21 protein-coding genes are annotated in these 25,473 nt (G+C 38.1%); 13 read left to right on the top strand and 8 right to left on the bottom strand.

Annotation, left to right across the window (positions count from 1 at the left end; translation table 11 throughout):
- Positions 1–2 precede the first annotated feature (2 nt).
- The 3 genes from KO521_RS15870 to KO521_RS15860 all read left to right on the top strand — a co-directional run bounded on the left by KO521_RS15870 (position 3) and on the right by KO521_RS15860 (position 3,869).
- The gene (locus KO521_RS15870; protein WP_215940893.1) at positions 3–2,345 is read left to right on the top strand and encodes a penicillin-binding protein 1A; all 2,343 of its coding nucleotides are present in this window, start codon (positions 3–5) and stop codon (positions 2,343–2,345) included.
- A gap of 117 nt (positions 2,346–2,462) precedes the next feature.
- The gene (locus KO521_RS15865; RefSeq protein WP_215940892.1) at positions 2,463–3,167 is read left to right on the top strand and encodes a CoA transferase subunit A; all 705 of its coding nucleotides are present in this window, start codon (positions 2,463–2,465) and stop codon (positions 3,165–3,167) included.
- Between the two features lie 48 nt (positions 3,168–3,215).
- Positions 3,216–3,869 (top strand): CoA transferase subunit B, encoded by a 654-nt coding sequence (locus KO521_RS15860; protein WP_215940891.1) that lies wholly within the window; start codon positions 3,216–3,218, stop codon positions 3,867–3,869.
- Between the two features lie 366 nt (positions 3,870–4,235).
- On the opposite strand, the gene KO521_RS15855 is transcribed toward KO521_RS15860, so the two are convergent.
- Positions 4,236–5,393, bottom strand: coding sequence for a methionine aminotransferase (locus KO521_RS15855; RefSeq protein WP_215940890.1), 1,158 nt, complete (start codon positions 5,391–5,393; stop codon positions 4,236–4,238).
- Positions 5,394–5,505: 112 nt separating this feature from the next.
- On the opposite strand from KO521_RS15855, the gene KO521_RS15850 reads away from it, so the two are divergent.
- Both KO521_RS15850 and KO521_RS15845 read left to right on the top strand, forming a co-directional pair.
- Positions 5,506–6,480 carry a ThuA domain-containing protein gene (locus KO521_RS15850; protein WP_215940889.1) on the top strand — a complete coding sequence of 325 codons (975 nt, stop codon included), beginning with the start codon at positions 5,506–5,508 and terminating at the stop codon, positions 6,478–6,480.
- 2 nt (positions 6,481–6,482) lie between these two features.
- Positions 6,483–6,872, top strand: a complete 390-nt coding sequence (locus KO521_RS15845; protein WP_215940888.1) for a DUF2721 domain-containing protein — start codon at positions 6,483–6,485, stop codon at positions 6,870–6,872.
- 251 nt (positions 6,873–7,123) lie between these two features.
- Here the strand turns inward: KO521_RS15845 and KO521_RS15840 are convergent, their stop codons facing one another.
- The gene (locus tag KO521_RS15840) at positions 7,124–8,113 is read right to left on the bottom strand and encodes a succinylglutamate desuccinylase/aspartoacylase family protein (protein ID WP_215940887.1); all 990 of its coding nucleotides are present in this window, start codon (positions 8,111–8,113) and stop codon (positions 7,124–7,126) included.
- Between the two features lie 37 nt (positions 8,114–8,150).
- Positions 8,151–9,041, bottom strand: coding sequence for a RimK family alpha-L-glutamate ligase (locus KO521_RS15835; RefSeq protein ID WP_215940886.1), 891 nt, complete (start codon positions 9,039–9,041; stop codon positions 8,151–8,153).
- A gap of 258 nt (positions 9,042–9,299) precedes the next feature.
- Here KO521_RS15835 and KO521_RS15830 point away from each other — a divergent pair, with 258 nt between their 5' ends.
- The 5 genes from KO521_RS15830 to KO521_RS15810 all read left to right on the top strand — a co-directional run bounded on the left by KO521_RS15830 (position 9,300) and on the right by KO521_RS15810 (position 13,930).
- Positions 9,300–9,968 (top strand): succinate dehydrogenase cytochrome b subunit, encoded by a 669-nt coding sequence (locus KO521_RS15830; RefSeq protein WP_215940885.1) that lies wholly within the window; start codon positions 9,300–9,302, stop codon positions 9,966–9,968.
- A 2-nt stretch (positions 9,969–9,970) separates the two neighbouring features.
- A complete protein-coding gene (locus tag KO521_RS15825; protein ID WP_215940884.1) occupies positions 9,971–11,974 on the top strand; it encodes a fumarate reductase/succinate dehydrogenase flavoprotein subunit in 2,004 nt (667 codons plus the stop codon).
- Positions 11,975–11,980: 6 nt separating this feature from the next.
- Entirely contained in the window at positions 11,981–12,727 is a 747-nt protein-coding gene (locus tag KO521_RS15820; RefSeq protein ID WP_215940883.1) for a succinate dehydrogenase/fumarate reductase iron-sulfur subunit, read from the top strand.
- An 89-nt stretch (positions 12,728–12,816) separates the two neighbouring features.
- Complete coding sequence (locus tag KO521_RS15815; RefSeq protein ID WP_215940882.1) at positions 12,817–13,290, top strand: very short patch repair endonuclease; 474 nt, start codon at positions 12,817–12,819, stop codon at positions 13,288–13,290.
- Positions 13,291–13,384: 94 nt separating this feature from the next.
- Positions 13,385–13,930: a type 1 glutamine amidotransferase domain-containing protein gene (locus tag KO521_RS15810; RefSeq protein ID WP_215940881.1), complete on the top strand. Its 546-nt coding sequence runs from the start codon at positions 13,385–13,387 to the stop codon at positions 13,928–13,930.
- 461 nt (positions 13,931–14,391) lie between these two features.
- Here KO521_RS15810 and KO521_RS15805 read toward each other — a convergent pair whose 3' ends face one another.
- Positions 14,392–15,489, bottom strand: coding sequence for a hypothetical protein (locus tag KO521_RS15805; RefSeq protein ID WP_215940880.1), 1,098 nt, complete (start codon positions 15,487–15,489; stop codon positions 14,392–14,394).
- 421 nt (positions 15,490–15,910) lie between these two features.
- Positions 15,911–18,799: a VPS10 domain-containing protein gene (locus KO521_RS15800; protein ID WP_215940879.1), complete on the bottom strand. Its 2,889-nt coding sequence runs from the start codon at positions 18,797–18,799 to the stop codon at positions 15,911–15,913.
- A gap of 384 nt (positions 18,800–19,183) precedes the next feature.
- Between KO521_RS15800 and KO521_RS15795 the strand changes: the two genes are divergently transcribed.
- Together KO521_RS15795 and aqpZ are read left to right on the top strand one after the other, a co-directional pair.
- Complete coding sequence (locus tag KO521_RS15795) at positions 19,184–20,476, top strand: aminopeptidase P family protein (RefSeq protein ID WP_215941560.1); 1,293 nt, start codon at positions 19,184–19,186, stop codon at positions 20,474–20,476.
- An 81-nt stretch (positions 20,477–20,557) separates the two neighbouring features.
- The gene (gene aqpZ / locus KO521_RS15790) at positions 20,558–21,247 is read left to right on the top strand and encodes an aquaporin Z (protein WP_215940878.1); all 690 of its coding nucleotides are present in this window, start codon (positions 20,558–20,560) and stop codon (positions 21,245–21,247) included.
- A 45-nt stretch (positions 21,248–21,292) separates the two neighbouring features.
- On the opposite strand, the gene brnQ is transcribed toward aqpZ, so the two are convergent.
- The gene (gene brnQ, locus KO521_RS15785) at positions 21,293–22,579 is read right to left on the bottom strand and encodes a branched-chain amino acid transport system II carrier protein (protein WP_215940877.1); all 1,287 of its coding nucleotides are present in this window, start codon (positions 22,577–22,579) and stop codon (positions 21,293–21,295) included.
- A gap of 381 nt (positions 22,580–22,960) precedes the next feature.
- Between brnQ and KO521_RS15780 the strand changes: the two genes are divergently transcribed.
- On the top strand, positions 22,961–23,179 hold the full coding sequence (locus tag KO521_RS15780; protein WP_215940876.1) for a hypothetical protein: 219 nt from the start codon (positions 22,961–22,963) through the stop codon (positions 23,177–23,179).
- 192 nt (positions 23,180–23,371) lie between these two features.
- On the opposite strand, the gene KO521_RS15775 is transcribed toward KO521_RS15780, so the two are convergent.
- Positions 23,372–24,412, bottom strand: coding sequence for an alpha/beta fold hydrolase (locus KO521_RS15775; RefSeq protein WP_215940875.1), 1,041 nt, complete (start codon positions 24,410–24,412; stop codon positions 23,372–23,374).
- Positions 24,413–24,421: 9 nt separating this feature from the next.
- Positions 24,422–25,471: a thiamine-phosphate kinase gene (thiL, locus tag KO521_RS15770; protein WP_215940874.1), complete on the bottom strand. Its 1,050-nt coding sequence runs from the start codon at positions 25,469–25,471 to the stop codon at positions 24,422–24,424.
- Positions 25,472–25,473: the final 2 nt, after the last annotated feature.

The following is a 25,473-nucleotide window of genomic DNA, read 5'->3' as shown; positions in this document are numbered from 1 at the left end:
GTATGGCCAAGGTTGTTAAAGAGAAAAAAACCAATGGGTATTTTAAATACATCAAATGGTTTTGGATCCTGTTTGTTTCAGGAATTCTATTATTTGTATTGCTGTTTTTATCTGCATCTTGGGGTCTTTTAGGTGAAATGCCCGAATATGAGTATTTGGAGAATCCGCAGACTAATTTGGCTACCGAAATTATTTCATCGGACGGAAAAACACTGGGTAAATTCTACTTAGACGATAATCGTACTCCAGTGCCTTATGATAGTCTCCCACAGAATTTGGTTAATGCCCTCATTGCAACTGAAGATGTGCGTTTTTACGAACATTCCGGAATTGACGCTTATGGTGTTCTAAGAGCAGTAGCAAAACTAGGAAAAAACGGGGGAGCCAGTACTATTACACAACAGTTGGCAAGACAACTGTTTGTTGGGGTGCGTTCTAAAAATAAATTTGAGACCATCAAACAAAAAGCAATGGAATGGGTGCTCGCTACACGATTGGAAAGGCAATATACAAAGCAAGAAATTATTGCTATGTATTTCAACCAATACGATTTTCTTAATAACGCAGATGGTATACGCTCCGCAGCTAAAATTTACTTTGGTAAAGAACCACAACAACTAAAAACCGAGGAGTCTGCTGTATTGGTTGGTATGCTTAAGAACTCATCTTACTTCAATCCCATTAGAAGAGCGGAATTAGTGACCAACAGAAGAAATACGGTATTGGGGCAGATGGCCAAATATGAATTTATTACAGAACACGAAAAGGATTCTTTGCAGGCATTAAGGATGGATATTAATTTTAATCCGGAATCCCATAAGGAAGGTTTGGCAACATATTTTAGAATGTATTTGCAAGGATTCATGAACGACTGGATATCCAAAAATCCAAAACCAGCTCTTGAAGGCGCTAGGGACAAATGGAATCTTTACTTAGATGGACTTAAAATTTATACAACTGTAGACTCTCGTATGCAGGCCAATGCGGAAGATGCCGTACGTAAGCATATGGCAAATCTTCAAGCAGAATTCTTTCATCAGAATACAAAAAAAAGAAATCCTACAGCACCATTTTTAGATTTGGAAAAATCTGAAATCAATAGAATTATGGAGCGCGCCATGAAGAATTCTTCCAGATGGCGAAAAATGTCCGATGAAGGTAAATCTGAAAAGGTAATACGTGAATCCTTCAATAAGAAAAGGGACATGACCGTTTTTGATTGGAACAGTGAAGGTCATGAGAGGGACACCATCATGACTCCAATGGATTCTATTAGGTATTACAAAACATTTTTGAGAGCGGCTATGATGTCTATGGAACCGCAGACGGGTCATGTAAAAGCATGGGTTGGTGGAATAGATTACAGACATTTTCAATATGATAATGTTATACAAGGTTCACGCCAAGCCGGCTCAACGTTTAAGCCTTTTGTTTATGCTGCCGCTATTGATCAGTTAAGATTATCACCATGTGATTCTTTACCTGATACTCAATATTGTATCGAAGCCGGAAAACATGGGAATATAGAGGCATGGTGTCCTAAAAATGCAGTTGGGCAGTATTCAGGCAAAATGTATACGCTTAAAGATGCTCTGGCTAATTCTGTAAACACGGTTACCGCACAACTAATTGATAGGGTTGGGCCACGATCAGTTGTTTCTATCGTGAAAAATCTAGGAATTAAAGGAGAAGTGCTAGAAGTACCATCTATTGCCTTGGGCACACCGGATTCGAATGTCTACGAAATGGTAGGAGCCTATGGTACATTTGCCAATCAAGGCGTGTATGTTAAACCGGTCATGGTGACTCGTATAGAAGATAAAAATGGTACGGTCCTTTATGAATATGTGCCTGAAACAAAGGATGTATTGAGCAAAGATGTTGCCTATGCCATGGTAAACCTAATGGAAGGTGTTACTCATGGTGGTTCGGGTACACGTTTGCGTCATACCTATAAAAGAAATGCCACCGAATACAAAGAAGTAATAACGGGTTACCCTTACGGATTTAAAAACGCTATTGCCGGGAAAACAGGAACCACGCAAAACCAGAGTGATGGTTGGTTTATGGGTATGGTTCCTAATTTGGTAACCGGAGTTTGGGTTGGCGGTGAAGATAGAGCAACTCATTTTGAATCTATTACCTATGGTCAGGGAGCATCAATGGCATTACCTATCTGGGGATTATATATGAAAAAAAATTACGAGAATAAAGATTTAGGTATATCGGATAAAGAGTTTGATAAACCTGCAAATCTGTCCATTAATGTAGACTGCACTAGGGTGGTTGAAAATAGTAAGGATGATAGTGATCTGGATGATGATATAGATGACCTAAATTTTTAGTGAATCATAAGCTTTTTAAGCTTGTCAAATTGCCCGTGACTTTCACTTAAAGTCACGGGCAATTTCGTTTTAAAATTGTAACTTGACTGCAACAGAAATCTTTAATTCTTTTAATATATGATCTCTAAGAAAGTAACTGATGTAAAAGAAGCCTTGAAAGGTATTAAAGACGGAATGACCTTTATGTTAGGTGGTTTTGGTCTATGCGGAATTCCAGAAAATGCCATTGCGGAGTTAGTGGAATCCAACATCAAAGATATAACTTGTATTTCCAATAATGCGGGTGTAGATGATTTTGGACTGGGACTTTTACTTCACAAACATCAAATTAAAAAAATGATATCCTCTTATGTTGGAGAGAATGAAGAATTTGAACGTCAGATGTTAAGCGGAGAGCTTGAGGTAGAATTGACCCCTCAAGGGACTTTAGCTGAAAAATGTCGTGCTGCTCAAGGTGGTTTCCCGGCCTTTTATACACCTGCCGGATACGGAACAGAAGTTGCGGAAGGAAAAGAAACTAGGGAGTTCAATGGAAAAATGTATGTTTTGGAAGAAGCGTTCAATGCCGATTTTGCTTTCGTAAAAGCATGGAAAGGAGATGAAGCGGGTAATCTGATTTTTAAAGGTACGGCCCGAAATTTTAATCCATGTATGTGTGGAGCTGCAAAGATTACAGTTGCGGAAGTTGAAGAGCTTGTGCCGGCTGGTGAGCTGGACCCAAATCAAATTCATATACCCGGCATATTCGTGCAGCGTATTTTTCAAGGAAAGGACTATGAAAAACGAATTGAACAGCTAACCGTTCGGAAGAAGCAATACTAAATCATAATTACCTAATCTTCAAATCAAAGCATTTTCAAATCAATCATTATGTTAGATAAAAATGGAATCGCAAAGCGAATTGCAAAAGAAGTCAAAGATGGCTACTATGTAAACTTGGGTATTGGTATTCCCACCTTGGTCGCCAACTTTGTAAGAGATGATATAAATGTAGAATTTCAAAGCGAAAACGGAGTTTTGGGCATGGGTCCATTTCCGTTTGAAGGAGAAGAAGATGCTGATATTATAAATGCAGGAAAGCAAACTATTACAACACTTAACGGAGCTTCTTTTTTTGACTCTGCCACAAGTTTTGCGATGATACGCGGTAAACACGTAGACCTTACCATTTTGGGAGCCATGGAGGTTTCAGAAACCGGAGATATAGCCAATTGGAAAATTCCTGGCAAAATGGTTAAAGGTATGGGTGGTGCTATGGATTTAGTGGCCTCTGCCGAAAATATAATTGTCGCCATGATGCATACCAACCGCGCTGGAGAATCCAAGCTCTTAAAAAGGTGTAGCTTACCGCTTACTGGAGTGGGTTGTGTAACCAAAATTGTTACCAACTTGGCGGTAATAGAGGTTACTCAAGATGGATTTAAATTGCTAGAGCGTGCCCCGAGGGTTTCTGTAGATGAAATTAAAGCGGCCACTGAGGGAACTTTGATTATAGGTGAAGAGGTGCCAGAAATGACGTTGTAAGTAAAATCTTTAATGATTTTTGCCGTTTTTTTGTGAGAAACCTATCAAATTGATTGTTCACAACAGATTAATACTGCTTCACAACAAGATTTTTTTTAGTTGAGGGTTAGGTACTATTTTTATGGTATTATTAATTGAAAGTCGCGTCCCAAATCCGATTTTACACAAAACTAAAAACCTATGGAAGCCCAAATCAATCAATCACCCGAAGAGATACAAGTGTATAAGAATGACTTTTTTAGTGGAATTGTAATGCTAACAAGAAAGTTGTTTATGCTGTAAAGCTCTTTGAAGAAAAAATTTAAAAAAGTGGCTCACCCAAAGGCCGCTTTTTTTGTACCCTATTTTTTGGTCCCATACTTATGTTTAAAGTGTTCGAAGAATATCAAGGGCCTCTTCTAAAGTCTCATTTTTCTTTGCAAAACAAAATCGCAGGACACCGTCTTGCCTATTACCAACGTTAAAAGAAGATATGGGTATACTTGCCAATTTATAATCAACGATTAGGCGCTTCGCAAAATCCTCATCTGTTTCTTCGGTTATATCGGTATAATCCAACAGTTGAAAATAGGTCCCATCAGAGGGTTTTAGTTTAAATCTAGTGTCTTTTAGCCCCTCAATAAATAAATCTCTCTTTTTCTGATAAAATAAAGGCAAGCCAAAATAGTTTTCTTCATTAACAAGATATGCTGCCATAGAACGTTGTACGGGATGGTCTACGCAGAATACGGCAAACTGGTGTGTCTTTCTAAATTCTTGCATCAAATCTGCGGGTGCGGCGCAATACCCTATTTTCCATCCGGTAACATGAAAGGTTTTTCCAAAAGAGGCACATACAAAACTACGTTGTGACAAGTCCTCAAAACGAGAGGCACTATAATGTTCGTTTTCATCAAAAATAATATGCTCGTACACTTCATCACTAATAATAATGCAATTGGTAGGCCTTAGAATTTCCTGTAAACGCAACATATCATCTTTAGAGAATATACGTCCACTTGGGTTATGGGGTGTATTTATAATCACCATTCTAGTTTTTTTAGTAATCTTGTTTTTAAAAACTTTCCAATCCACTTTATAGCCATTGGCATCTAGTTGCACACAAATAGGAGTTCCTCCATTAAGTTCAATTGCAGGTTCATAACAGTCATACGCTGGTTTAAAAACAATTACTTCATCGCCTATATTAACAAAAGCGGTTATGGCGGTAAATATGGCCTGTGTTGCGCCCACCGTAACGGTTATTTCCGTTTCGGGATTATAAAGTTTGTTGTGAATGGCCTCGATTTTTTCTGATATTACTTCTCTCAGACCATAATACCCTTGCATAGAAGCATATTGGTTATGGCCATTTTCCATGGCATCCGTAACAAGTTCTCTTAATTTTTGATCTACCTCAAAATTTGGAAATCCCTGTGATAAATCTACTGCATTGTTTTTACGGGCCAAATTACCAACAGTGGTGAAAATGGTAGTTTTCGCATTTGGAAGTTTAGATGTAAATGTTAATTTAGAGGAAGCCATTTTCTTATGTTCGATTTAGATTTCAATTTAAGGCTTTATGAAGTATATACTTTTTCTTTTTGTTATAAAATTAACTACAATCCCTTATATTTAGTCATCCAAAATTTCCAATATGTATAATTATCGAACCTTGGTTTTAGTGCTTTGCGTTGCTTTTGTTTCAAATGGGCTCTTATCTCAAAAATCTACTTCAAAAAAAATCAAAACATTGATAGTTGATGGCCAAAATAATCATGATCAGTGGCCAAAGATTACATATTTTCTAAAGATGGAAATGGAAAATAGTGATTTGTTCACTGTTGAGGTGGCTCGTTCCGCATTCACTTGGAAAGGAGATGATTTTATTAAGGAATATCCAATACCAGACCTTCCTAAAACTGAAGCAAAAGAAAAACCAGAAATAGATCCGAATTATAATCCAGATTTTTCAAAATATGATTTAGTGATTTGTAATTTTGGATGGAATGCTGCTCCATGGCCTGAGGAAACACAAAAGAAATTTGAGAAATACATCAAAAAAGGAGGTGGACTAGTTGTTTTTCACGCGGCCGATAATTCCTTCCCTAAATGGGAAGCTTATAACGAAATGATCGGTTTAGGAGGTTGGGGAGACCGAACCGAAAAAGATGGTCCGTATGTGTATTACAATAATGACGGCGAACTTATTCGTGATGATAGTCCTGGTAGTGCCGGAGCCCATGGTCCACAAAGTGAATATCAGATTCAAATTAGAAAAGAACACCCAATTACCAAAGGAATGCCAGAAGTATGGCTACATACAAAAGATGAACTTTATAATAGCTTGCGCGGCCCTGCGGAAAACATGGTTGTTTTGGCAACTGCATACTCAGACCCCCAAAACAAAGGTACTGGGAGACATGAACCAGCGCTTATGGCATTAAACTATGGTAAAGGCCGTATTTTTCACAATATTATGGGACATGTAGATTATTCAGTTCAATGTGTGGGCTTTTTAACCAGCATGTTAAGAGGTGCCGAATGGGCAGCAACTGGTGAGGTGACCCAGACAATTCCAAATAATTTTCCAACAGCTGATAAAACGAGTTCCATAAAGTTTGATAAATAGTTATGGAACTTACCTTAAGTATACCGGCGCTACTTTTTCCTGCTATATCATTAACTATGCTGGCTTATAATGCTAGATACCTAGCTATCGCCGCTCTAATTAGGCAGCTTCACCAAAAATATGAAGAGACCTCCTCTCCCGCGATTGCTTTGCAAGTTAAGAAACTAAGAAAACGATTATCCATTATTAAGAACATGCAGGCAACAGCAATATTTAGTTTCCTGTTAGCCGTTATAACTATGACCTTGATTTATGTAGAGCTGCGCTTTTGGGCCAATCTTGTTTTTGGCATCAGTCTTTTCGCGCTCATGGTTTCTTTAGTGCTATCTCTAATTGAAGTCCAACTATCTACTAAAGCACTTGAAATTCAGTTAGAGGATATGGAAAACTAAAATATTCAGTAAAAATACCCGATTTAGTAAAACCGACTAGGTAGTCTGTCTAGTGTGTTTGATGGTTGATTCTTTGCTTGATAAACTTCTGTTGTAAAGTTGTGCTTAATCGATGAACTACTGAATTACGTGGTGTTGACCAAAGTGGTAGTTACTTTACAAACTATACAGTCGGTTTTTTTATAGCGTGCGTACTAGGTCATAAGATTTTAGCTTTCTCTTTTGTACTATAAAACACATATTAGCGGCTGTTATATATCTGCTTCTTTAACATCTTCGTTGTTGGGTTTGCCCATATGGAAAAGAGCATCACCTCTATTGACCACCGCTTGGTGATTAATGCAAAAAACCAATCCATCAAAAGGGGCTTTTACTACTTTACTCCGTTTGGCATACGGCCCGGAAACGATACCTAGTACCTCTCCCTTTTCAATTTTACTGCCATTTAATATTTTAGGAATGAACATGCCTGCGGTGGGAGCGCGCAGCCACTTTCTGTTCTCTAGGTGAACCGTATTGTTTCGTTCACTGTATTTTGGCTCCAAGCAGGCAATCATCTTAAAATGCCTCATAACATTTAAAATACCTTTTATGCCCTCTATGATTGAGTAATCATCAAAACGCATACTTTCTCCAGCTTCAAACACAACCGTAGGTATTTTTAATTGATGAGCGGCATTTCTAAAAGAACCTTTGATCAGTTTAGAAGAAAAAGTAATTGGTGCGTTAAAGACCTTGGCAAGTTGTTGGCTTTGAATATCATTGTCCGTGTACCTAATTTGTGGAAAGTTATGCCGCTGTCCTCCACCGGTATGGAGGTCTATTCCGTAATCTACCTGAGAAAGAACTGCTGATGTATAGTGGTAGGCTATACGGCCGGCCATGGAACCTGTTTTTGAACCGGGAAAGCTTCGGTTTACATCTTTTCCGTCGGGGACATCCCTAGAATAGTGAATAAATCCAAAAATGTTCAAAATAGGAACGGCAATTACTGCACCGCTGGTAATGTTGAATCGTTTTTCGGTCAACATGCGGCGAACGATTTCAATTCCGTTAATTTCATCTCCATGCAGGCCAGCTTGTATTAAAAGTGTAGGCCCAGGATTTTTGGAATTGAATACGTAAATGGGAATATCGATCAATGTTCCTGTTGGAAGTCGGTCTATACTTATATTCAACAGTTTGGATTCTCCGGGCTTTACACTTTCACCTTCTATAATGATGGTCTTATTACTTTCCATATGTTTTTTAGATGTTCTCCCAACCTGATTAAATGAGTTATTTTCTTTTTTTACGACAACTTTGTTCTACATAATGTATAATTTCCTTAGCAATATTTATACCTGTTGCAGCCTCAATACCCTGTAGTCCTGGAGAAGCATTTACCTCAATTAACAAAGGACCTTTCTTTGAACGGATCAAATCTACGCCTGCTACCCCCAATCCAATGTGTTTTGCGGCATTTAATGCTATTGATTTTTCTTTTGGGGTCAATATTACGGCTGACGTACTTCCGCCGCGATGCACATTGGAACGAAATTCATCGTTGTCGCTGGTACGTTTCATGCTGGCCACTACCTTGTCTCCAACTACAAAAGCCCTAATATCTTCGCCATTACTTTCTTTGATGAACTCCTGCATAAGAATATTGGTGTCCATTTTGTAAAAAGTATCAATAATGGATTTAGCGGATTTTTTGGTTTCAGCCAGAATTACACCCAATCCGTGCGTGCCTTCCTGAATCTTAATAATCAGCGGTGCGCCACCTAGAATATCTATTTGTTGATCAATATCATCCGGGTCAATAGAGAATAGGGTTTTTGGTATTGGGATACCTCTATTTGATAGTAGTTGAAGGGTTTTGGCCTTGTTTCTGGCTTTAGATATATTAGCAGAATGTGCTGTACTAAACACCTTGTTCATTTCAAATTGTTTAACAACCGAAGCGCCATGGTGGGTAACTTTTGTTCCAATACGCGGAATGATAGCGTCAAAGGCATCCAAAATATTATCGTTTTTAAAAAGAACTTGAGGTTTATTGCCGCCTATTTTTATTGAACATTTGGTGTGGTCAATACACTCTATATGATGTCCTAGGTTTTTAGCTTCATTAGCTATTCTTTGGGTAGAATAGACATTCATACTAACGGAAAGAAGGGCAATATCCATAATTTAACCGAGTTTTGAAGGCATTTAGAGCCTGAATATCGGGCAAAAAACGGAGGTACAGAAACGAGATGTTAAAAAAAACCCTGAGATTATCTTTTTGTGTTGAAACTTTAAATTAGACGTCATTTAGGATAAATTTCTAAGGCCTTGCTTAAAACGTTTCTAAATACTTTACTAAACGGCCACAAAGTTTGTTAAAGCCAAGCTTATGCCCTAATTTCGTAGAAGTCTTTTAAACTAACTCCAACGTAATATAAAATGAGCGGATTGATAAAATCTTCGATAGCCCGAAAAGTGGTCATGGCCCTATCGGGTCTTTTTTTGGTCTTTTTTCTTGGGCAACACTTTGTGATTAACATTACATCTGTAATTGCACCTGATACTTTTAATGAGTGGTCGCATTTTATGGGCTATAATGGTTTGGTGCAATTTATTCTGCAGCCTGTCCTAATAGCTGGTGTAATAGTTCACTTTGCAATGGGTATTGCACTAGAATTAAAGAACAATAAAGCACGAGCAGTAAAGTACAAGCAGTATAATGGCGGAGCCAATGCTTCTTGGATGTCTAGAAATATGATTATTACCGGTCTGGTAGTGCTTGCCTTTCTTGGTTTGCACATGTACGATTTCTGGGTACAGGAAATTTCCTATAAGTACATTGCAATGAGTCCTGAGGAACCAACACGTTATCTTGAGGAAACAGTTCACAAATTTGAGCCGTTCTGGAGAACTATAATTTATGTGATTTCCTTTGTATTGTTAGCATTGCATTTATGGCATGGTTTTGCTTCTTCATTTCAGACTATGGGTCTGAACAATAAGTATTCTGCAGGAATTCAAACTTTTACAAAAATATATTCGATAGCAATCCCATTAGGATTTATATTTATCGCTCTTTACCATCATTTTAACCCAATAACACATTAATTATGGGCATATTGGATTCTAAAGTTCCAAAAGGGCCATTGGCCGATAAATGGACTAAACATAAAAACGATATTAACCTTGTAAACCCGGCCAACAAACGTAATATAGACGTTATCGTTGTAGGTACGGGTCTTGCGGGTGGTTCTGCCGCTGCTACTTTAGCAGAATTAGGCTATAACGTAAAAACATTTTGCTATCAAGATTCACCTCGTAGAGCACATTCTATTGCTGCTCAGGGTGGTATTAACGCAGCAAAAAATTACCAAGGTGATGGCGATAGCGCTTATCGTCTTTTCTATGATACTATAAAAGGGGGCGATTATCGCTCCAGAGAAGCAAACGTGTATCGTTTGGCAGAAGAATCTGCTAACATTATTGACCAGTGTGTTGCACAAGGGGTTCCTTTTGCTCGAGAATACGGTGGGCTGTTAGATAACCGTTCTTTTGGTGGTGTATTGGTATCACGTACTTTTTACGCTAAAGGACAAACAGGGCAGCAACTATTATTAGGCGCTTATTCTGCTATGAACAGACAGATTAATCGTGGTAAAATTCAATCGTATAACCGTCATGAAATGATGGATATGGTATTGGTTGACGGAAAAGCTAGAGGAATCATTGCCCGTAACTTGGTTACTGGTGAGATAGAACGGCATTCTGCTCATGCCGTGGTCTTGGCTACCGGAGGTTACGGAAACGTATTCTTTTTGTCTACCAACGCTATGGGTAGTAACGTAATGGCAGCTTGGAGAGCACACCGTAGAGGGGCTTTCTTTGCCAATCCATGTTTTACACAAATTCACCCCACTTGTATTCCTGTTTCGGGTGAACACCAATCTAAGCTGACGTTAATGTCAGAATCGCTTCGTAATGACGGACGTATTTGGGTGCCAAAACGGAAGGATGACGCAATTGCCATTAGAGAAGGTAAGTTAAAACCTATTCAACTTAAAGAAGAAGATCGCGATTACTATTTGGAAAGAAGATATCCTGCATTTGGTAACCTAGTGCCTCGTGATGTTGCATCTCGTGCGGCAAAAGAACGATGTGATGCTGGCTTTGGTGTTAATAAAACTGGTGAAGCTGTGTATTTGGATTTTGCCGCGGCAATACAGCGCTACGGAGAAGAAGAAGCTTTAACTAACGGGATAAAAAATGCTGATGATAAGGAAATAACACGTTTAGGTAAAGCGGTTATAGAAGCAAAATACGGAAACCTTTTTCAGATGTACGAGAAAATCGTAGATGAAAATCCGTATGAAACGCCAATGATGATATATCCCGCGGTTCACTATACAATGGGTGGTCTTTGGGTAGATTATAACCTACAGACAACTATAGAAGGGTGTTACTGTGCAGGAGAAGCTAACTTTAGTGATCATGGCGCTAACCGTTTAGGTGCTTCGGCGTTAATGCAAGGTTTGGCAGATGGTTATTTTGTTCTTCCATATACCATAGGGGATTATCTTTCTAAGGACATCAGAACAGGAGCTATTCCAACAGATACTCCAGAGTTTGATGCAGCAGAAAATGCCGTTCAAGAAAGGCTAAATAAGTTAATGGCTGGTAGCGGCCAGCATTCAGTTGATTTTTACCATAAAAAATTAGGTAAAATCATGTGGGACAAATGTGGTATGGCTAGAAATGCAGAGCACTTGCAAGAGGCTATTGATGAGATTTCCGCCCTACGTGCAGATTTCTGGGCAAATGTAAAGATTCCTGGAAAGGCCGAAGGTATGAACCAGGAGTTGGAAAAAGCGGGTCGTGTGGCCGATTTTCTAGAGCTTGGGGAATTGTTCGCTAAAGATGCCCTTACAAGAAACGAATCTTGTGGAGGACACTTCCGTGAAGAGTATCAAACCCCAGAAGGAGAGGCTTTGCGTGATGATGAGAACTTTAAGTTTGTTTCCGCTTGGGAATATAAAGGTGAGCCTAAAGATGCAGTTTTGCATAAAGAAGAGTTGAAGTACGAGAATATTGAGTTGAAGACAAGAAGTTATAAATAAGTAACTATGAAGCTTAATTTAAAAATATGGCGTCAAAAAGATGCCAAGTCCAAAGGTGAGATTGTAGATTATCCTATTAAAGGTATAGAAGGTGATATGTCTTTTCTTGAGATGTTAGATATTCTAAATGAAGAATTGATAAACAAAGGAGAGGAACCCGTACAGTTTGATCATGATTGCCGTGAAGGTATCTGTGGAGCATGTTCATTGCAAATTAACGGTGAGCCCCATGGGCCGGACCGTTTGGTAACTACGTGCCAATTGCATATGAGGAAGTTTAACGATGGAGATACTATAGTTATTGAACCTTTCCGCGCAACGGCATTCCCGGTAGTAACGGATTTGGTTATAGATAGAAGTTCTTTTGATAGAATACAACAGGCTGGTGGGTATATATCAGTAAATACCTCTGGTAATACGGTAGATGCAAATGCTATTCCTATTAATAAACATGCTGCAGATGAGGCTATGGACGCCGCCACTTGTATTGGTTGCGGAGCGTGTGTAGCTGCTTGCAAAAATGCAAGTGCAATGTTGTTTACTTCTGCAAAAGTATCTCAATTTGCTTTATTGCCACAAGGAGAGGTAGAAGCTGTGGACCGTGTTCAAAACATGGTACGCCAAATGGATTTGGAAGGATTCGGAAACTGCACCAACACAGGAGCTTGTGAAATTGAATGTCCTAAAGGAATTTCTTTAGAGAACATTGCTCGCATGAACCGCGAATACATGAGTGCTACTTCAAAAGGATAAAATGTAAAGAGTTCATAACGGACTATTTTGAATATCAAAAATCCCGAACACCTATTTACGGAGTTTGGGATTTTTTGTTATTTTAAGGTATGTCAAAAGACTATTCTAAAGAGCGAATTAAAGTACCACGATTCAATGAAGAATCGGGATTCTACACTACCCCTAAACGCTCTAAGATCATGAGCAAGATAAGAGGGAAGAATACCAAGCCTGAACTTGCTTTTCGCAAAGCGCTCTACGCAGCTGGCTATCGGTATAGAATCGATTATAAAAAACTGATCGGTAAACCTGATATCGCATTAAAAAAGTATAAGACCGTCATATTTATAGATGGCGAATATTGGCACGGCCATAATTGGGAAGAACGAAAACCCAAAGTAAAGACCAACCGTGAATTCTGGATTGCGAAAATAGAACGGAACATGCAGCGTGATGAAGAAGTCAATGCAGAGTTAGAACGCTTGGGGTATAAAGTGTTTCGTTTTTGGGAAACTGAGGTAAAGAAAGAATTAGATAGATGCTTGGCAGAAGTGATTGCCCATTTACTACAAGCACAGGGATAGAGCAAAAATCATCAGGTTTACCGTCAAAGAGTTCCGTATGTTGAGGTTATATTGCAAGTGAAATAAATTAATAATCATTTAAAATATAAGATATATGAAGAGGATAGCAATTTTAGCTACAAATGGATTTGAAGAAAGCGAATTAAAATCTCCTAAGGAAGCAATGGAAAAAGAAGGCTTTCAAGTAGATATCGTAAGTTTGGAATCAGGAGAAATTAAAGGATGGGCAGATGGTAATTGGTCCAACTCCTATAAAGTAGATAAAACTATTAACGAGGTAACTGCCGAAGATTATAATGCATTGATGTTACCAGGTGGAGTAATTAATCCTGATAAGCTAAGAAGAGAAGAAAAAGTATTAACTTTTGTTAGAGATTTCTTTAAACAAGAGAAGCCCGTAGCGGCCATATGTCATGCGGCTTGGACGCTAATTAGCGCAGACGTTGTTAAAGGGCGTAAAATGACCAGTTTTAACTCTATTAAAGATGACTTAGTCAACGCCGGAGCCAACTGGGTAAATGAAGAAGTAGTAGTAGACCAAGGTTTCGTAACAAGTAGAAACCCGAATGACTTACCTGCCTTTAATTCTAAATTGATTGAAGAAATAAAAGAAGGTAAGCACGAAGAGCAGCACGCATAAGATACATTGCGAAATATATAGAGATTAATTTGAAGCCCTTGCAGTTTGCGAGGGCTTTTTTTATTTCGAAACATCGCATTTTGTCGATGAAATTAACCACTCGTATTTTTCACAACAGAGGGGAGCAGGTTCACAACAATATTTTAGATAGAAGAGTAAACAGCCGTAAGTTTACAGTGTAATTAAGTGATAGTAACGACCCCAAATCTATTCTAGTACTTAACCGAAACAAGTAACGATTCCCAAGTCCGCTACTTAACCTACTGAAGCTTATAAAAACACACCGGTCCCCACCGGAAAATCAAAAAAACCTACTTAAAAAAAGAGCCCCGATTCGGGGCTCTTTTTTTATTATATACTTGTTAGGCATTTATCCTTGAGAGAAGTTAATTCGGCAAATTTTACAAATAAAGAACCCTCTAATCTATATAGAGGGTTGTTTTTATGAATTTTGGTAGATTTTATTTTTCTAAGAAAATTTTATATTTATCCATGCTACCAATAAGACTATTTCCATTAAGTATTGCTCCATCGTCAAAAAGCCTATCGGTATATCCTTCTTCATATATTTCCAATTCCTCCTCTCCCTCTGAATATTCAAACTCTATAAAAACCAAACTGTTATCTTCGGTCCTCGTTGCCCATTTACCTTTGCTAATAAGATTCAAAGAGTTTTCACTAAAAACAGCTTCACAGTTAGCTGCAGAATCATTGGAAATTAAATATTTATAATCATCATCATATTCATAGACATAAGTTCCATCTGCATTTATCGTTAGGTTTTCTTTGTTTATGGTAATACAATTTCTAGAACTTTGAAATGTATTACCATCGTCACATGATATAGAATCTACTTGATCACAGCTTTCCTCCTCTGGCAAAGCCGTTCTAACACTGCCATCATCTTCACTAATTTCTTCTTTTACCAAAGTCCATTCGCCAATAGCTTCACTAGAACCTCCCCAACTTTCTACTGTTAGGCAAACTTCAGTAGGAGCACTTATATTTCCTACGGCATCATAGATACAAATTTCATAACAGAATGTACCTGGTTCTATTTCCGTATTGAAACTTATATCAATTATTTTGTCAACCTCTGATTTGAAAGTATTAGAAAACAAGGACTTCTTTTTAGCTTTGCTAATTTTCTTTCCGCTAATATCATTCTCATTAATGTCTATATCATAATAACCATCGGCACGTGTTCCATCGGAGTTTTTAAATTGAATATAAGCGCCCACAATTTCGGCTTCTGAATTTAGAGAAATGTTAAATCCTTCGCCTAAAAAAGCAGATTTGGATGTTTCGGACAAATCAACCGCTATGGCTTCATTGGGCACAGGAGGCATCCCGTCATTTTTTGTTCCGCCTTCAATGATAACATTGGCAAAAACCATATCGGCATCCAAAGGTGTTTGCTCAGCTTGTTGTAATTCTTCCTGTTCTTGCTCCAGCTGCTCTTGTTCTATTTGTTCAACAGAATTTTCTACGGAATCTTTTCCGCAAGAAGCTGCTATTAATAATGCTGCGAACAAAGCATTTCTAAAAATAACTTTCATGGTGGTTGGTTTATGGTTTAGAAATATTTGAACGCGTTAAAAATGTTAAAATTGTATTTAAGATTGATTTAGAAGAACTGTATAGTAAATCTATATCGTAGAAGAAATCAAGCAAATTAATTTCTGTATAGCATTTTATCGATAAAATGAACCATTCATATTTTTCACAACAGACTCGCTTTGGTTCACAACAATAATTTAGGTAAGAGACTAAACAGCCGTAAGTTTACCGTGTAATTAAGTGATAGTAACGACCCCAAATCTACTCTAGGACTTAACCGAAACAAGTAACGAACCCCAAGTCCGCTACTTAACCTACAGAGCTTACAAAAACATACCGGTCCCCACCGGAAAATCAAAAAAACCTACTTAAAAAGAAAGCCCTAAATCGGGGCTCTCTTTTTGTTTAATATTGTCTTAATTATTCAATAGTGAAAGATACTTCAGATTGGTTTCCTTTCCCTTTTAAGTGAACTGTATAAGTGCCTTTTGTTAAATAAGTCTTTCCGTCTTTTGCTGATTTTAAATCAGTTTTATTCTTTTTTTCATAAGCTGCTTTTCCACTATCTGTAAAGGACAAATCGTATGAAAGTACGTTTAATCCTTTGTCAGCTTTGAGTTCGGTTTCACTTACTATAATACCTTCATCCGATTTAATGACGGCCTCATAAGAATTTGGTTGGGCACTATAAAAAGTGATATCAAGGCCAGGTGTATTGGCTTTTGTCCAAGCACTAGCAGGATTTCCCCAGTTTTCGGAGTGTTTTATATCATCCAATTTAAAAATATGAATAGCTTTAGCAAGCAGTTTTGATGTCATTTTTTGTAATGCTGAAATATCGGCTTTGTAGATACTGCGCCCATGGGTGCCTATTAAAAGGTGTTTCGCTTCTGGTTGAATAACCAAATCGTGAACTGCCACATTAGGCATTCCGTTTTGAAAGCTTTCCCAAGTAGCACCTTGATCAAAAGAGGTATAAAGGCCATTGTCCGTGCCAACAAAAATAAGATTCTCGTTTTCAGGGTCCTCAATAATTACATTAACAGGCGATGCAGGAATGCCTGCAGATATAGTGGTCCAGGTTTTACCGTAATCATCGCTTTTAAAAATATAGGGTGTAAAATCATCCCAACGATACCCGTTTAGAGCAATATAAACGCGTTCTTTTTTGTGTTTGGAAGCTACAATTCTGCTCACCCAAAGATTCGCCTTTTTTTGAATATTCTTAAGGGCTACGAATTCAGAAAAGTCAATATTATTAGAAATATTTTCCCAATGAGCTCCGCCATCCTTGCTAATATTTACGAGGCCATCATCACTTCCTGTATATAATAAACCAAAGGTAAAAGGAGATTCTGATAGGGTTGTAAGCGTACCGTAAGCTACGTTGCCTTTTTGTCCGCCATGTGTCAAGTCTGGAGAAATGACTTCCCAATCATCACCTTGGTTCATGGATCGGTGTAATTTATTACCGCCTAAATACAGAATGTCTTGGTTATGTGACGAAAGCAAAATAGGGGTTTGCCAATTAAATCTATATGGAGCTTCTCCTAGTTCGTGTTTGGGTTGGATGTAGTGTCTTTTCCCCGTGTTTTTATCAATACGATAATAGTTGCCAAATTGATATCCTGTATAAACCGTATTATGATTGCGATTATCAATTTCAATTTGCATGCCGTCACCACCCATAAGCATTTTCCAAGGGTAGTTTCCTGTTTGATGCCATTTGCTATTTTCTTCGGCATTATGAGGTCCTTCCCAAACGCCATTGTCCTGTAAGCCTCCATATACATGATACGGTTCTTGGTTATCTACATTTATGGCATAAAACTGACCAACGGTAGGCGAGTTGTTTTTAATCCAATGGGTACCATCGTCATAGGAGATGTTGATTCCACCGTCATTGCCATTAATTAAATGACCTGGTTTTTTTGGGTTTATCCATAGTGCATGATGATCGGCATGAACATTTTTGCCATTAATAGATACGTATGTTTTACCTCCATCCGCAGATTTTATAATGGGCACGCCGCCTAAATATATTTTATCTACATCACTAGGGTCCACGCGTATTTCACCAAAGTAATAACCGTAACTATAATAAAGTCCGTCTATATAATTTTCATTCTGTTTTTGCCATGTTTTGCCGCCATCGTTACTTCGGTAAACTTCGGCTCCAATAACCGGCGTGTTGAATAACGAGGTATTTGCATTTTCTAGATATTTGGTAAGATCAATGGGTTTTGCCACACCACTGCGTATCATTTGCTTTATGTTTTCTGCACGATATTTTTCTTGAAAATTATTGGTTTTGAGAAAAGCATTGAGCTTCTTGTCATCAAGTTTAAGAAAATCAGCTTCTGACATCGCTTTAAAATCTTCTTTGGTCAATTCATTGGACTTCTCTTCTGAATCTTCAGATTTTTCACGGTGGTCTTGATTATCAAGAAGAGCGTAAACGGTATTCTCATCAAAGACCGTTAAACCAATTCTGCCTACACCATAACTGGTAGGGAAACCACTTGAATCATTGGATATTTTTTTCCAGGAACTTCCTCCATCCACACTCTTATAGATACCAGAATCATTGCCGTTACCTAAAAAATCCCATGCTTTTCTGTTTTTTTCCCATGCAGTGGCATAAAGGATTTTAAAGTTACCAGGTGCTTGAGAAACATCAATTATTCCGGCAGTGTCACTAATAAATAAAGTTTGTTTCCAAGTTTTACCGCCATCTATTGTTCTGTAGACACCCCGTTCCGTATTCGCAGAATATAGATGTCCTGTGACACCAATTACCAATTCATTAGGATTATCATTGTTTATAAGAATACGACCAATATGCTGTGAATCCCGTAATCCCATATTTTGCCAAGTTTTACCCTGGTCGGTAGATTTTAAAATACCAATGCCTGCATAGGAAGACCTAGAGGAATTATTCTCTCCTGTACCTACCCAAAGCGTTCTTGTTTTCCAGTGCACCGCAATATCGCCAATGTTTTGCGTTTCCGAAGAGTCCATAATTGGAGAGAATGAAGTACCATTGTTGTTGGTATACCATAACCCACCACTGGCATAGGCTACATAAAATTCTATAGGATTGTCTGGATTTACATCTAAATCTACAACTCTCCCACTCATTACTGATGGGCCAATATTTTTCAATTTTATATTCTTCACTAAAGATTCGGAGGTCATTTGCTGTTTGAGCTGAAGTGCGTTTTGAATACGTTCTGCGGATGTAGATTGTATCTGACCGAAACTAATGGCACAAAAAAGGAGAAGGCTAGGAAGACTGATAAATTTCATGAAAATTCGGTTTTCTTTAACACGAAAGTTAGTAAAACGGCACTATATATAGATTGTGGTAGAGCGGAAATTACCAATTATACTACGGTTTGTAGTTGATATGTCATCAGTTGACATCAAAAAAGGTAATAATGACAGATTATATTGCGCCTTAACTTAATATTTTGTTAATTTATTCAAATTAAAAACTGTACCACATCTTTAGAAACCAGGATATTGTACTGAACAAGATATTGTTTGTTGCCAATTTAAAAAAGGCGCTAACACTTTACAAGTAATATAACCAACTTTAATTAGGGACCCCAACGGTTTTAACAAACCTTTGGGGTCTTACCATTTGTGGATTGTCGTAAATCACTAATTTTGATGAAATTCAAGATTGATATGAAGTACGAGCAAATCAAGAACAGTCTATTTACAAAAAATAGAAAGAAATTTATGGCAGCAATGCAGCCAAAAAGCATTGCAGTATTCAATTCTAATGATATTTATCCTATAGGGGCAGACAGCACATTGCCTTTTGAACAACATAGAGATCTCTTTTATTTAAGTGGTGCCGATCAAGAAGAAACGATTTTGGTATTATTTCCCGATGCGTTAGCAGAAAAGCATCGCGAAGTATTATTTGTAAGGGAAACCAATGACCATATTGCTGTTTGGGAAGGAGAGAAACTTACCAAAGAGAAAGCAACTGAAGTATCCGGTATTGAAACTATTTACTGGCTACAGGACTTTGACAAGGTGTTTTTTGATTTAATGACGGAAGCCGAAACCATTTACTTTAATACAAATGAACATTACAGGCAATCGGTAGAAACTCAAACACGTGAGGACCGTTTTATTATTGATTGTAAGCATAAATTCCCTGCACATAAAGTGGCTAAGAGCAATCCTATTTTGCAAAAAATACGAGGAGTTAAGGAACCAGAGGAAATAGAACTGATGCAGGAAGCCTGTAACATCACGGACAAAGGTTTCCGTCGTGTACTGAGTTTCACTAAACCCGGGGTGTGGGAATATGAAATAGAGGCAGAATTGTTGCATGAATTTATTCGTAACCGCTCTAAAGGTTTTGCATATTCACCAATAATAGCGTCCGGTAATAATGCCAATGTTCTGCATTATGTAGAAAACAACCAGCAGTGTAAAAGTGGTGATTTAATTTTGATGGATACCGCTGCGGAATACGCGAACTACTCGTCTGATCTAACAAGGACTATTCCCGTAAACGGAAAATTTACACCACGACAAAAGGAGGTTTATGAAGCAGTTCTTCGCGTAAAAAACGAAGCGACTAAAATGCTAGTACCGGGAACAATTTGGGCGGACTATCATGTAGAATGTGGAAAGCTAATGACTTCGGAACTTTTAGGTTTGGGTCTATTGGATAAGGCCGATGTTCAAAACGAAAATAAAGAATGGCCAGCTTATAAAAAATACTTTATGCATGGTACGAGTCACCATATTGGATTAAATACTCACGATTACGGAGAATTAAAAAAACCAATGAAGGCGAATATGGTGTTCACCGTAGAACCGGGAATCTATATTCCAGAAGAAAAAATGGGTATACGTATAGAAGATGATGTGGTTATTCAAAAAAAGGGTGAGCCCTTTAATTTAATGGCCAATATCCCAATTGAAGTGGATGAAATAGAAGAATTAATGAATAAGTAAGTGGTTACTTACAAAATAAACCTTAAAATTTTGTTACCTTCCTGACATATTTTTTTATAACCATTAACTAAATATTTCAAAATGAAGAAATTAGTAGCAGAATTTATCGGTACCCTTTGGCTAGTTCTAGGGGGATGTGGAAGTGCAGTACTGGCTGCAGGTTTTCCTGAACTAGGTATTGGCTTTGTAGGTGTAGCACTTGCATTTGGTCTAACCGTCGTTACCATGGCTTATGCCATAGGTCATATTTCAGGTTGTCACTTGAACCCGGCAGTATCCATTGGTCTTTGGGTTGGCGGCCGTTTTGATGGCAAGGAATTAGTTCCTTACATAATAGCTCAAGTATTGGGCGGTATAGCCGGTGCAGGTATTTTATATGTCATTGCTTCTGGGCAACCTGGATTTGAATTAGGTGGATTTGCAGCCAACGGATATGGAGAACATTCGCCGGGCGGTTACAGTATGATGGCAGCTTTGGTCTGTGAGGTTGTAATGACCTTTATCTTTTTGTTCGTAATTCTTGGATCAACATATACAAAGGCTCCGGGAGGTTTTGCCGGTTTGGCCATTGGTCTGTGTCTAACTCTGATACATTTAATCAGTATACCGGTTACCAATACATCTGTAAACCCTGCTCGTAGTACAAGTCAGGCTTTATTTGTTGGCGATTGGGCATTGGGCGAACTTTGGTTGTTTTGGGTAGCGCCAATTGTTGGTGCTGCATTGGCAGGACTTGTTTACAAAGCACTATCTCCGGAAATAGTAGAATAGTTTTTTTGATTTTAATTTGAAAAGGGATAACTGGCAGTGGTAGTTTTAGGATTGCTTTTTATGAAGTAAATTCATGATTACAAAAACCACCCCTGCCGGTAATACCCACCCCAAGCTGTAACTGCTTAATGGAATATAGCCTTGAACTTCAGATAAGGCCTCGGTAAAACCGATACTTCCTAAAAAATCTGGGACACTAAAAATTATGGTAGTAATGACCACCGCTCTAAACACCTTCTCAGAAGCAAATTTATCTGGAACTATATTTAAAAGAATAAGTGCAATCGTAATAGGATAAATAAACATAAGCGCCGGCAAAGCTACTGCAATAATATACCCTACATTGAATTGCCCCATCACTATCCCTAGAATACAACCCAATATGGCTGTTGTTAAATATACTGGTTGGGAATCGTGAAATCTATATTTTATAAAATCCGCCGTTCCGGTAACTATACCCACAGCAGTCGTAAAGCAAGCTAGACTTACTAATATACTTAAGAATAGATTGGCCGTTCCTCCCAAGGTTTTTGTGCTAATACCACTAAGTAAGGCTGTTCTTGAAATATCTGCACTAAATTCACCGTGCATAATTGCGCCGGTAACTATAAGTCCTGCATAAATAAGAAAGAGGCTCAAGCCTGCCAACCAACCTGCACGTTTTATCAAAATCTTTTTTTCTTTGTAGGTAGCTTCCTTTTTCTTCAGGTTAATCGAAATAATTATTACTCCACCTACCACAACAGCACCTATGGCATCAAAAGTCTGATAGCCTTCAAGGATACCTTCGGACAATGGATTGTGAAATGCGGTTTCGCTAAAGGTAAAATCATAAGAAAATAATGCCGTACCTATTATAAGGAACAAAATAAGAATAATGGCGGGGGTCAAAAGTTTTCCAAGAATATTCAAAATCTGAGACCGGTTAATGACGAATACGAAGACCAACGCAAAATATATAATACTGGTTAAAAGAGGCGGCGAGTCAAAAAAAGGCTGAATAGCCATTTCGTGTGTAACCGCTGCCGTTCGTGGAGAAGGCAGACTGATGGAGATGGCGTAAATGAGTAAGGAGTAGATAAGGCTAAAAGTGGGAGACACTTTCTTTCCAAAATCAAATATTGTTCCTTGTAGTTTGGCATGGGCCATTATACCCATTATGGGAATAAGTACAGCAGAGGAACAGAAACCCAGTGCCACAAGCCACCATAAGTCACCGGACTTATTACCTAGCAATGGGGGTAGTATAAGATTGCCCGCACCAAAGAATAATGAGAACAGGGCGAATGCTGTAACTAAAACTTCTCTGGTTTCCTTATTTAGGATGAACATGAATTGAAATTATTGGCGGAAAATGATTACTACCTATTATATAGGATTTAGTATTTCATCGAAAATATGAGAGGTTGTTCATCGAAATCGATAAACTACACCCCAAATGTCCCGAAATTGTTTTTATACTGATAAAATCACGGAAAGATACCGCAAATTCATATGATAACAAATGCAAGAATGACCGATTTTAAAGTGTTATTCATCGAATAAAATGTAGTTCATCGAAAAAACGATACAATGACGGGACGGCATCCAATAAAAAAAGATAGGATGGCGTTCAAGTAAAAGAATGCCTAAAAAACATTCTTAAGATTAGACCCAAATTTTTTGCAGTAAGCAGTTTCCCAAAGACTGATGATGCGTATTAAACCTACAACCATGAAGAGATTTTTTTGCAGTTTATTCGGACATCACTACACAGTGTCAAAAAAAGTAACCCACCACATCAAAGAGTATAAATGTATTCATTGTCAAAAGCAAGTGACAACAGATGTTAGTGGAAATCTTTCAACGCTTACTCCAGAACTGCAGGATATTAACAAAACACTAGAAAATATATTTCAGAAAAGACATAGGGCAGCAGAGCATGCCGCCTAACTATGCTTTGGCACCGAAATTTTAAGCCCTTAACGGTCTTGGAATTTTAAACTTATTTCCGGAAATTTAGGAAACAGCCTCGTTCTCCACTGTCGTTCGCCCCACAACAGTATAAGTTAGGTATGTCCTTTTTTTTCGGGAATTTTTTGTTTTTTACTTCTGGAAAACACCTGCAAATAGTATAGTATCGGTCTATTGCAAATTATTCCCATCTATAATATCTAGTATTTTTGTGCTAATAGCATCAATTTGTGCATTGGGTAGATCGTGCCCCATGTTATCTACCCACAAACTATCTACATTCTTGATTACAGATGCCATTTTCATGCCATGTTCAAAAGGAATGACAGGGTCTTGCTTGCCATGAATTACAAGCACAGGTACTTTTAGTTTTGAAAGCGCGTCATATCTTGCCTTTGCAGATTCCATTGCTTTTTGATGTTGCCTTCCGGCAATGAAATGATAACCATCTCTCTTTTTTAAATTGTACAGAGAGGCTTCAGCAAGAGGTTTGCTAGTTATATTTCCGGTAGCCTCACCCATTAGAATCCGCTTATGCACAAATTGAAGTTTAATTTGACTTTTCTTGCCTCCAAAAATGCCATATTTTAATACGGCACTGATCATTTGCGGTAAAACATCCGGTGAAGGGTTTGGCAAGGAAGTATCGAAAATATCTCCGGAAGACATTATTGAAGTAAGACTTTCAAATCTATTTTCATTAGTAATAGTAGCGATCTGAGAAATCATACCGCCCATGGAAACTCCAATAATGTGTGCCTTTTTAATGTTTAGACTGTCAAGAATAGCAATAGGATCTTCCGCCATATCCTCAAGTGCATATTCTTTATCTGTCTTTTTTAGACGTTCGGTCAGTCCTGTACCTCTATGGTCATAACGTATAACTTCATAGCCAGCATCCGTAAATTTTGAAATAAAACTAGGAGGCCAGCTCAAAGCATCATTTGCTGCTCCCATAACTAAGATAATAGTCCCTTTTTTAGTAATCATTGGCGGAATACTTTCGTACCAAATCTTCCAGCCATTAGAAATGGCGTAGCCTGTTCTGCCTGTAATCATTTCAGGAATAGGTTCTCGCATAACCTGGTTGATCATACTTTTTGTTTCATCGGAAAGTTTGGGCACCGAGGCACACGCATAAAAGAATAGAAAAACTACGGCAAATACGGAAAGCCTTAAAATCAGTTTTTTAGTTCTTCTATGTTTTCTCATATGACAACCTTAGTCGTTATTTTTGAAAGAATTCCAACCTTGAGCGGTCAATTCTATTTTGGTATTTCCCCTTGTAACCAAATGTGCGCCTTCGCTTTCATCGGCCATATGACCAATTACGGTTAAGCTGGGGTTGCCTTTAATTTTATCGAAATCGTTTTGGGTAATGGTAAAAAGTAACTCATAATCCTCGCCACCGCTAAGGGCTACCATAGTACTGTCTACATTGAACTCCTCACAAGAAGAAATTACAGTCGGGTCTAAGGGAATTTTCTCCTCAAATAGATTACAACCAACCTTACTGTTTTTACAGAGATGAAGAATTTCAGAAGAAAGTCCGTCGCTAATATCGATCATAGCTGTAGGTTGAACCTCTAGGTCTTTCAACAGTTCAACGATGTCTTTTCGCGCTTCGGGCTTCAATTGTCTTTCAACTATATAAGAGTATGGCGAGAGGTCGGGCTGGTTATTGGGATTCACTTTAAAAACCTCTTTTTCACGTTCTAGAACTTGCAAGCCCATGTATGCAGCACCTAGGTCGCCACTTACAACTAAAAGATCATTAGGTTTAGCTCCATCTCTATAGGTAATTTTCTTTTCCTTTGCCTCGCCTATTGCTGTGATGCTAATTAGCATTCCGGAGGTAGAAGAGGTTGTGTCCCCGCCAATAAGATCAACGTTAAAAACTTTTGCGGCAAGTGCAATACCTGCATAAAGTTCTTCTAAAGCTTCTAAAGGAAAACGATTTGAAACGGCCAATGACACCGTAATTTGGGTAGCCGTGGCATTCATGGCGTACACATCGGAAAGGTTGACCATTACTGCTTTGTAACCCAAATGTTTTAGGGGCATATAGCTAAGGTCAAAATGCACTCCCTCTATTAGTAAATCTGTGGTTAGAACCGTTTTGTCCGAATGGTTGAATACGGCAGCATCGTCTCCAATACCTTTTACGGTAGACTTATGTTTTATTTCGAAATTTTTGGTCAAATGGTCTATGAGTCCAAACTCACCTAATTTTTCCAAAGACGTACGTTCTTGATTTTTATCTTTTAGCATTT

Origin of the sequence: Zobellia uliginosa (genome assembly GCF_018860745.1) — a bacterium.
In the GTDB taxonomy this organism is placed as follows: Bacteria; Bacteroidota; Bacteroidia; order Flavobacteriales; family Flavobacteriaceae; genus Zobellia; species Zobellia uliginosa_B.
This window is presented reverse-complemented; position numbering and strand designations above follow the sequence as displayed.

Coding starts and splice junctions, on each gene's coding strand:
- KO521_RS15820 (WP_215940883.1), top strand. CDS start 11,981: ATGAAGCTTAATTTAAAAATATGGCGTCAAAAAGATGCCAAGTCCAAA.
- aqpZ (WP_215940878.1), top strand. CDS start 20,558: ATGAAGAAATTAGTAGCAGAATTTATCGGTACCCTTTGGCTAGTTCTA.
- KO521_RS15780 (WP_215940876.1), top strand. CDS start 22,961: ATGAAGAGATTTTTTTGCAGTTTATTCGGACATCACTACACAGTGTCA.
- KO521_RS15800 (WP_215940879.1), bottom strand. CDS start 18,799: ATGAAATTTATCAGTCTTCCTAGCCTTCTCCTTTTTTGTGCCATTAGT.
- KO521_RS15840 (WP_215940887.1), bottom strand. CDS start 8,113: ATGGAAAGTAATAAGACCATCATTATAGAAGGTGAAAGTGTAAAGCCC.
- KO521_RS15805 (WP_215940880.1), bottom strand. CDS start 15,489: ATGAAAGTTATTTTTAGAAATGCTTTGTTCGCAGCATTATTAATAGCA.
- KO521_RS15855 (WP_215940890.1), bottom strand. CDS start 5,393: ATGGCTTCCTCTAAATTAACATTTACATCTAAACTTCCAAATGCGAAA.
- KO521_RS15795 (WP_215941560.1), top strand. CDS start 19,184: ATGAAGTACGAGCAAATCAAGAACAGTCTATTTACAAAAAATAGAAAG.
- KO521_RS15775 (WP_215940875.1), bottom strand. CDS start 24,412: ATGAGAAAACATAGAAGAACTAAAAAACTGATTTTAAGGCTTTCCGTA.
- KO521_RS15845 (WP_215940888.1), top strand. CDS start 6,483: ATGGAACTTACCTTAAGTATACCGGCGCTACTTTTTCCTGCTATATCA.
- KO521_RS15850 (WP_215940889.1), top strand. CDS start 5,506: ATGTATAATTATCGAACCTTGGTTTTAGTGCTTTGCGTTGCTTTTGTT.
- KO521_RS15835 (WP_215940886.1), bottom strand. CDS start 9,041: ATGGATATTGCCCTTCTTTCCGTTAGTATGAATGTCTATTCTACCCAA.
- KO521_RS15815 (WP_215940882.1), top strand. CDS start 12,817: ATGTCAAAAGACTATTCTAAAGAGCGAATTAAAGTACCACGATTCAAT.
- KO521_RS15870 (WP_215940893.1), top strand. CDS start 3: ATGGCCAAGGTTGTTAAAGAGAAAAAAACCAATGGGTATTTTAAATAC.
- KO521_RS15810 (WP_215940881.1), top strand. CDS start 13,385: ATGAAGAGGATAGCAATTTTAGCTACAAATGGATTTGAAGAAAGCGAA.
- thiL (WP_215940874.1), bottom strand. CDS start 25,471: ATGCTAAAAGATAAAAATCAAGAACGTACGTCTTTGGAAAAATTAGGT.
- KO521_RS15860 (WP_215940891.1), top strand. CDS start 3,216: ATGTTAGATAAAAATGGAATCGCAAAGCGAATTGCAAAAGAAGTCAAA.
- KO521_RS15830 (WP_215940885.1), top strand. CDS start 9,300: ATGAGCGGATTGATAAAATCTTCGATAGCCCGAAAAGTGGTCATGGCC.
- KO521_RS15865 (WP_215940892.1), top strand. CDS start 2,463: ATGATCTCTAAGAAAGTAACTGATGTAAAAGAAGCCTTGAAAGGTATT.
- KO521_RS15825 (WP_215940884.1), top strand. CDS start 9,971: ATGGGCATATTGGATTCTAAAGTTCCAAAAGGGCCATTGGCCGATAAA.
- brnQ (WP_215940877.1), bottom strand. CDS start 22,579: ATGTTCATCCTAAATAAGGAAACCAGAGAAGTTTTAGTTACAGCATTC.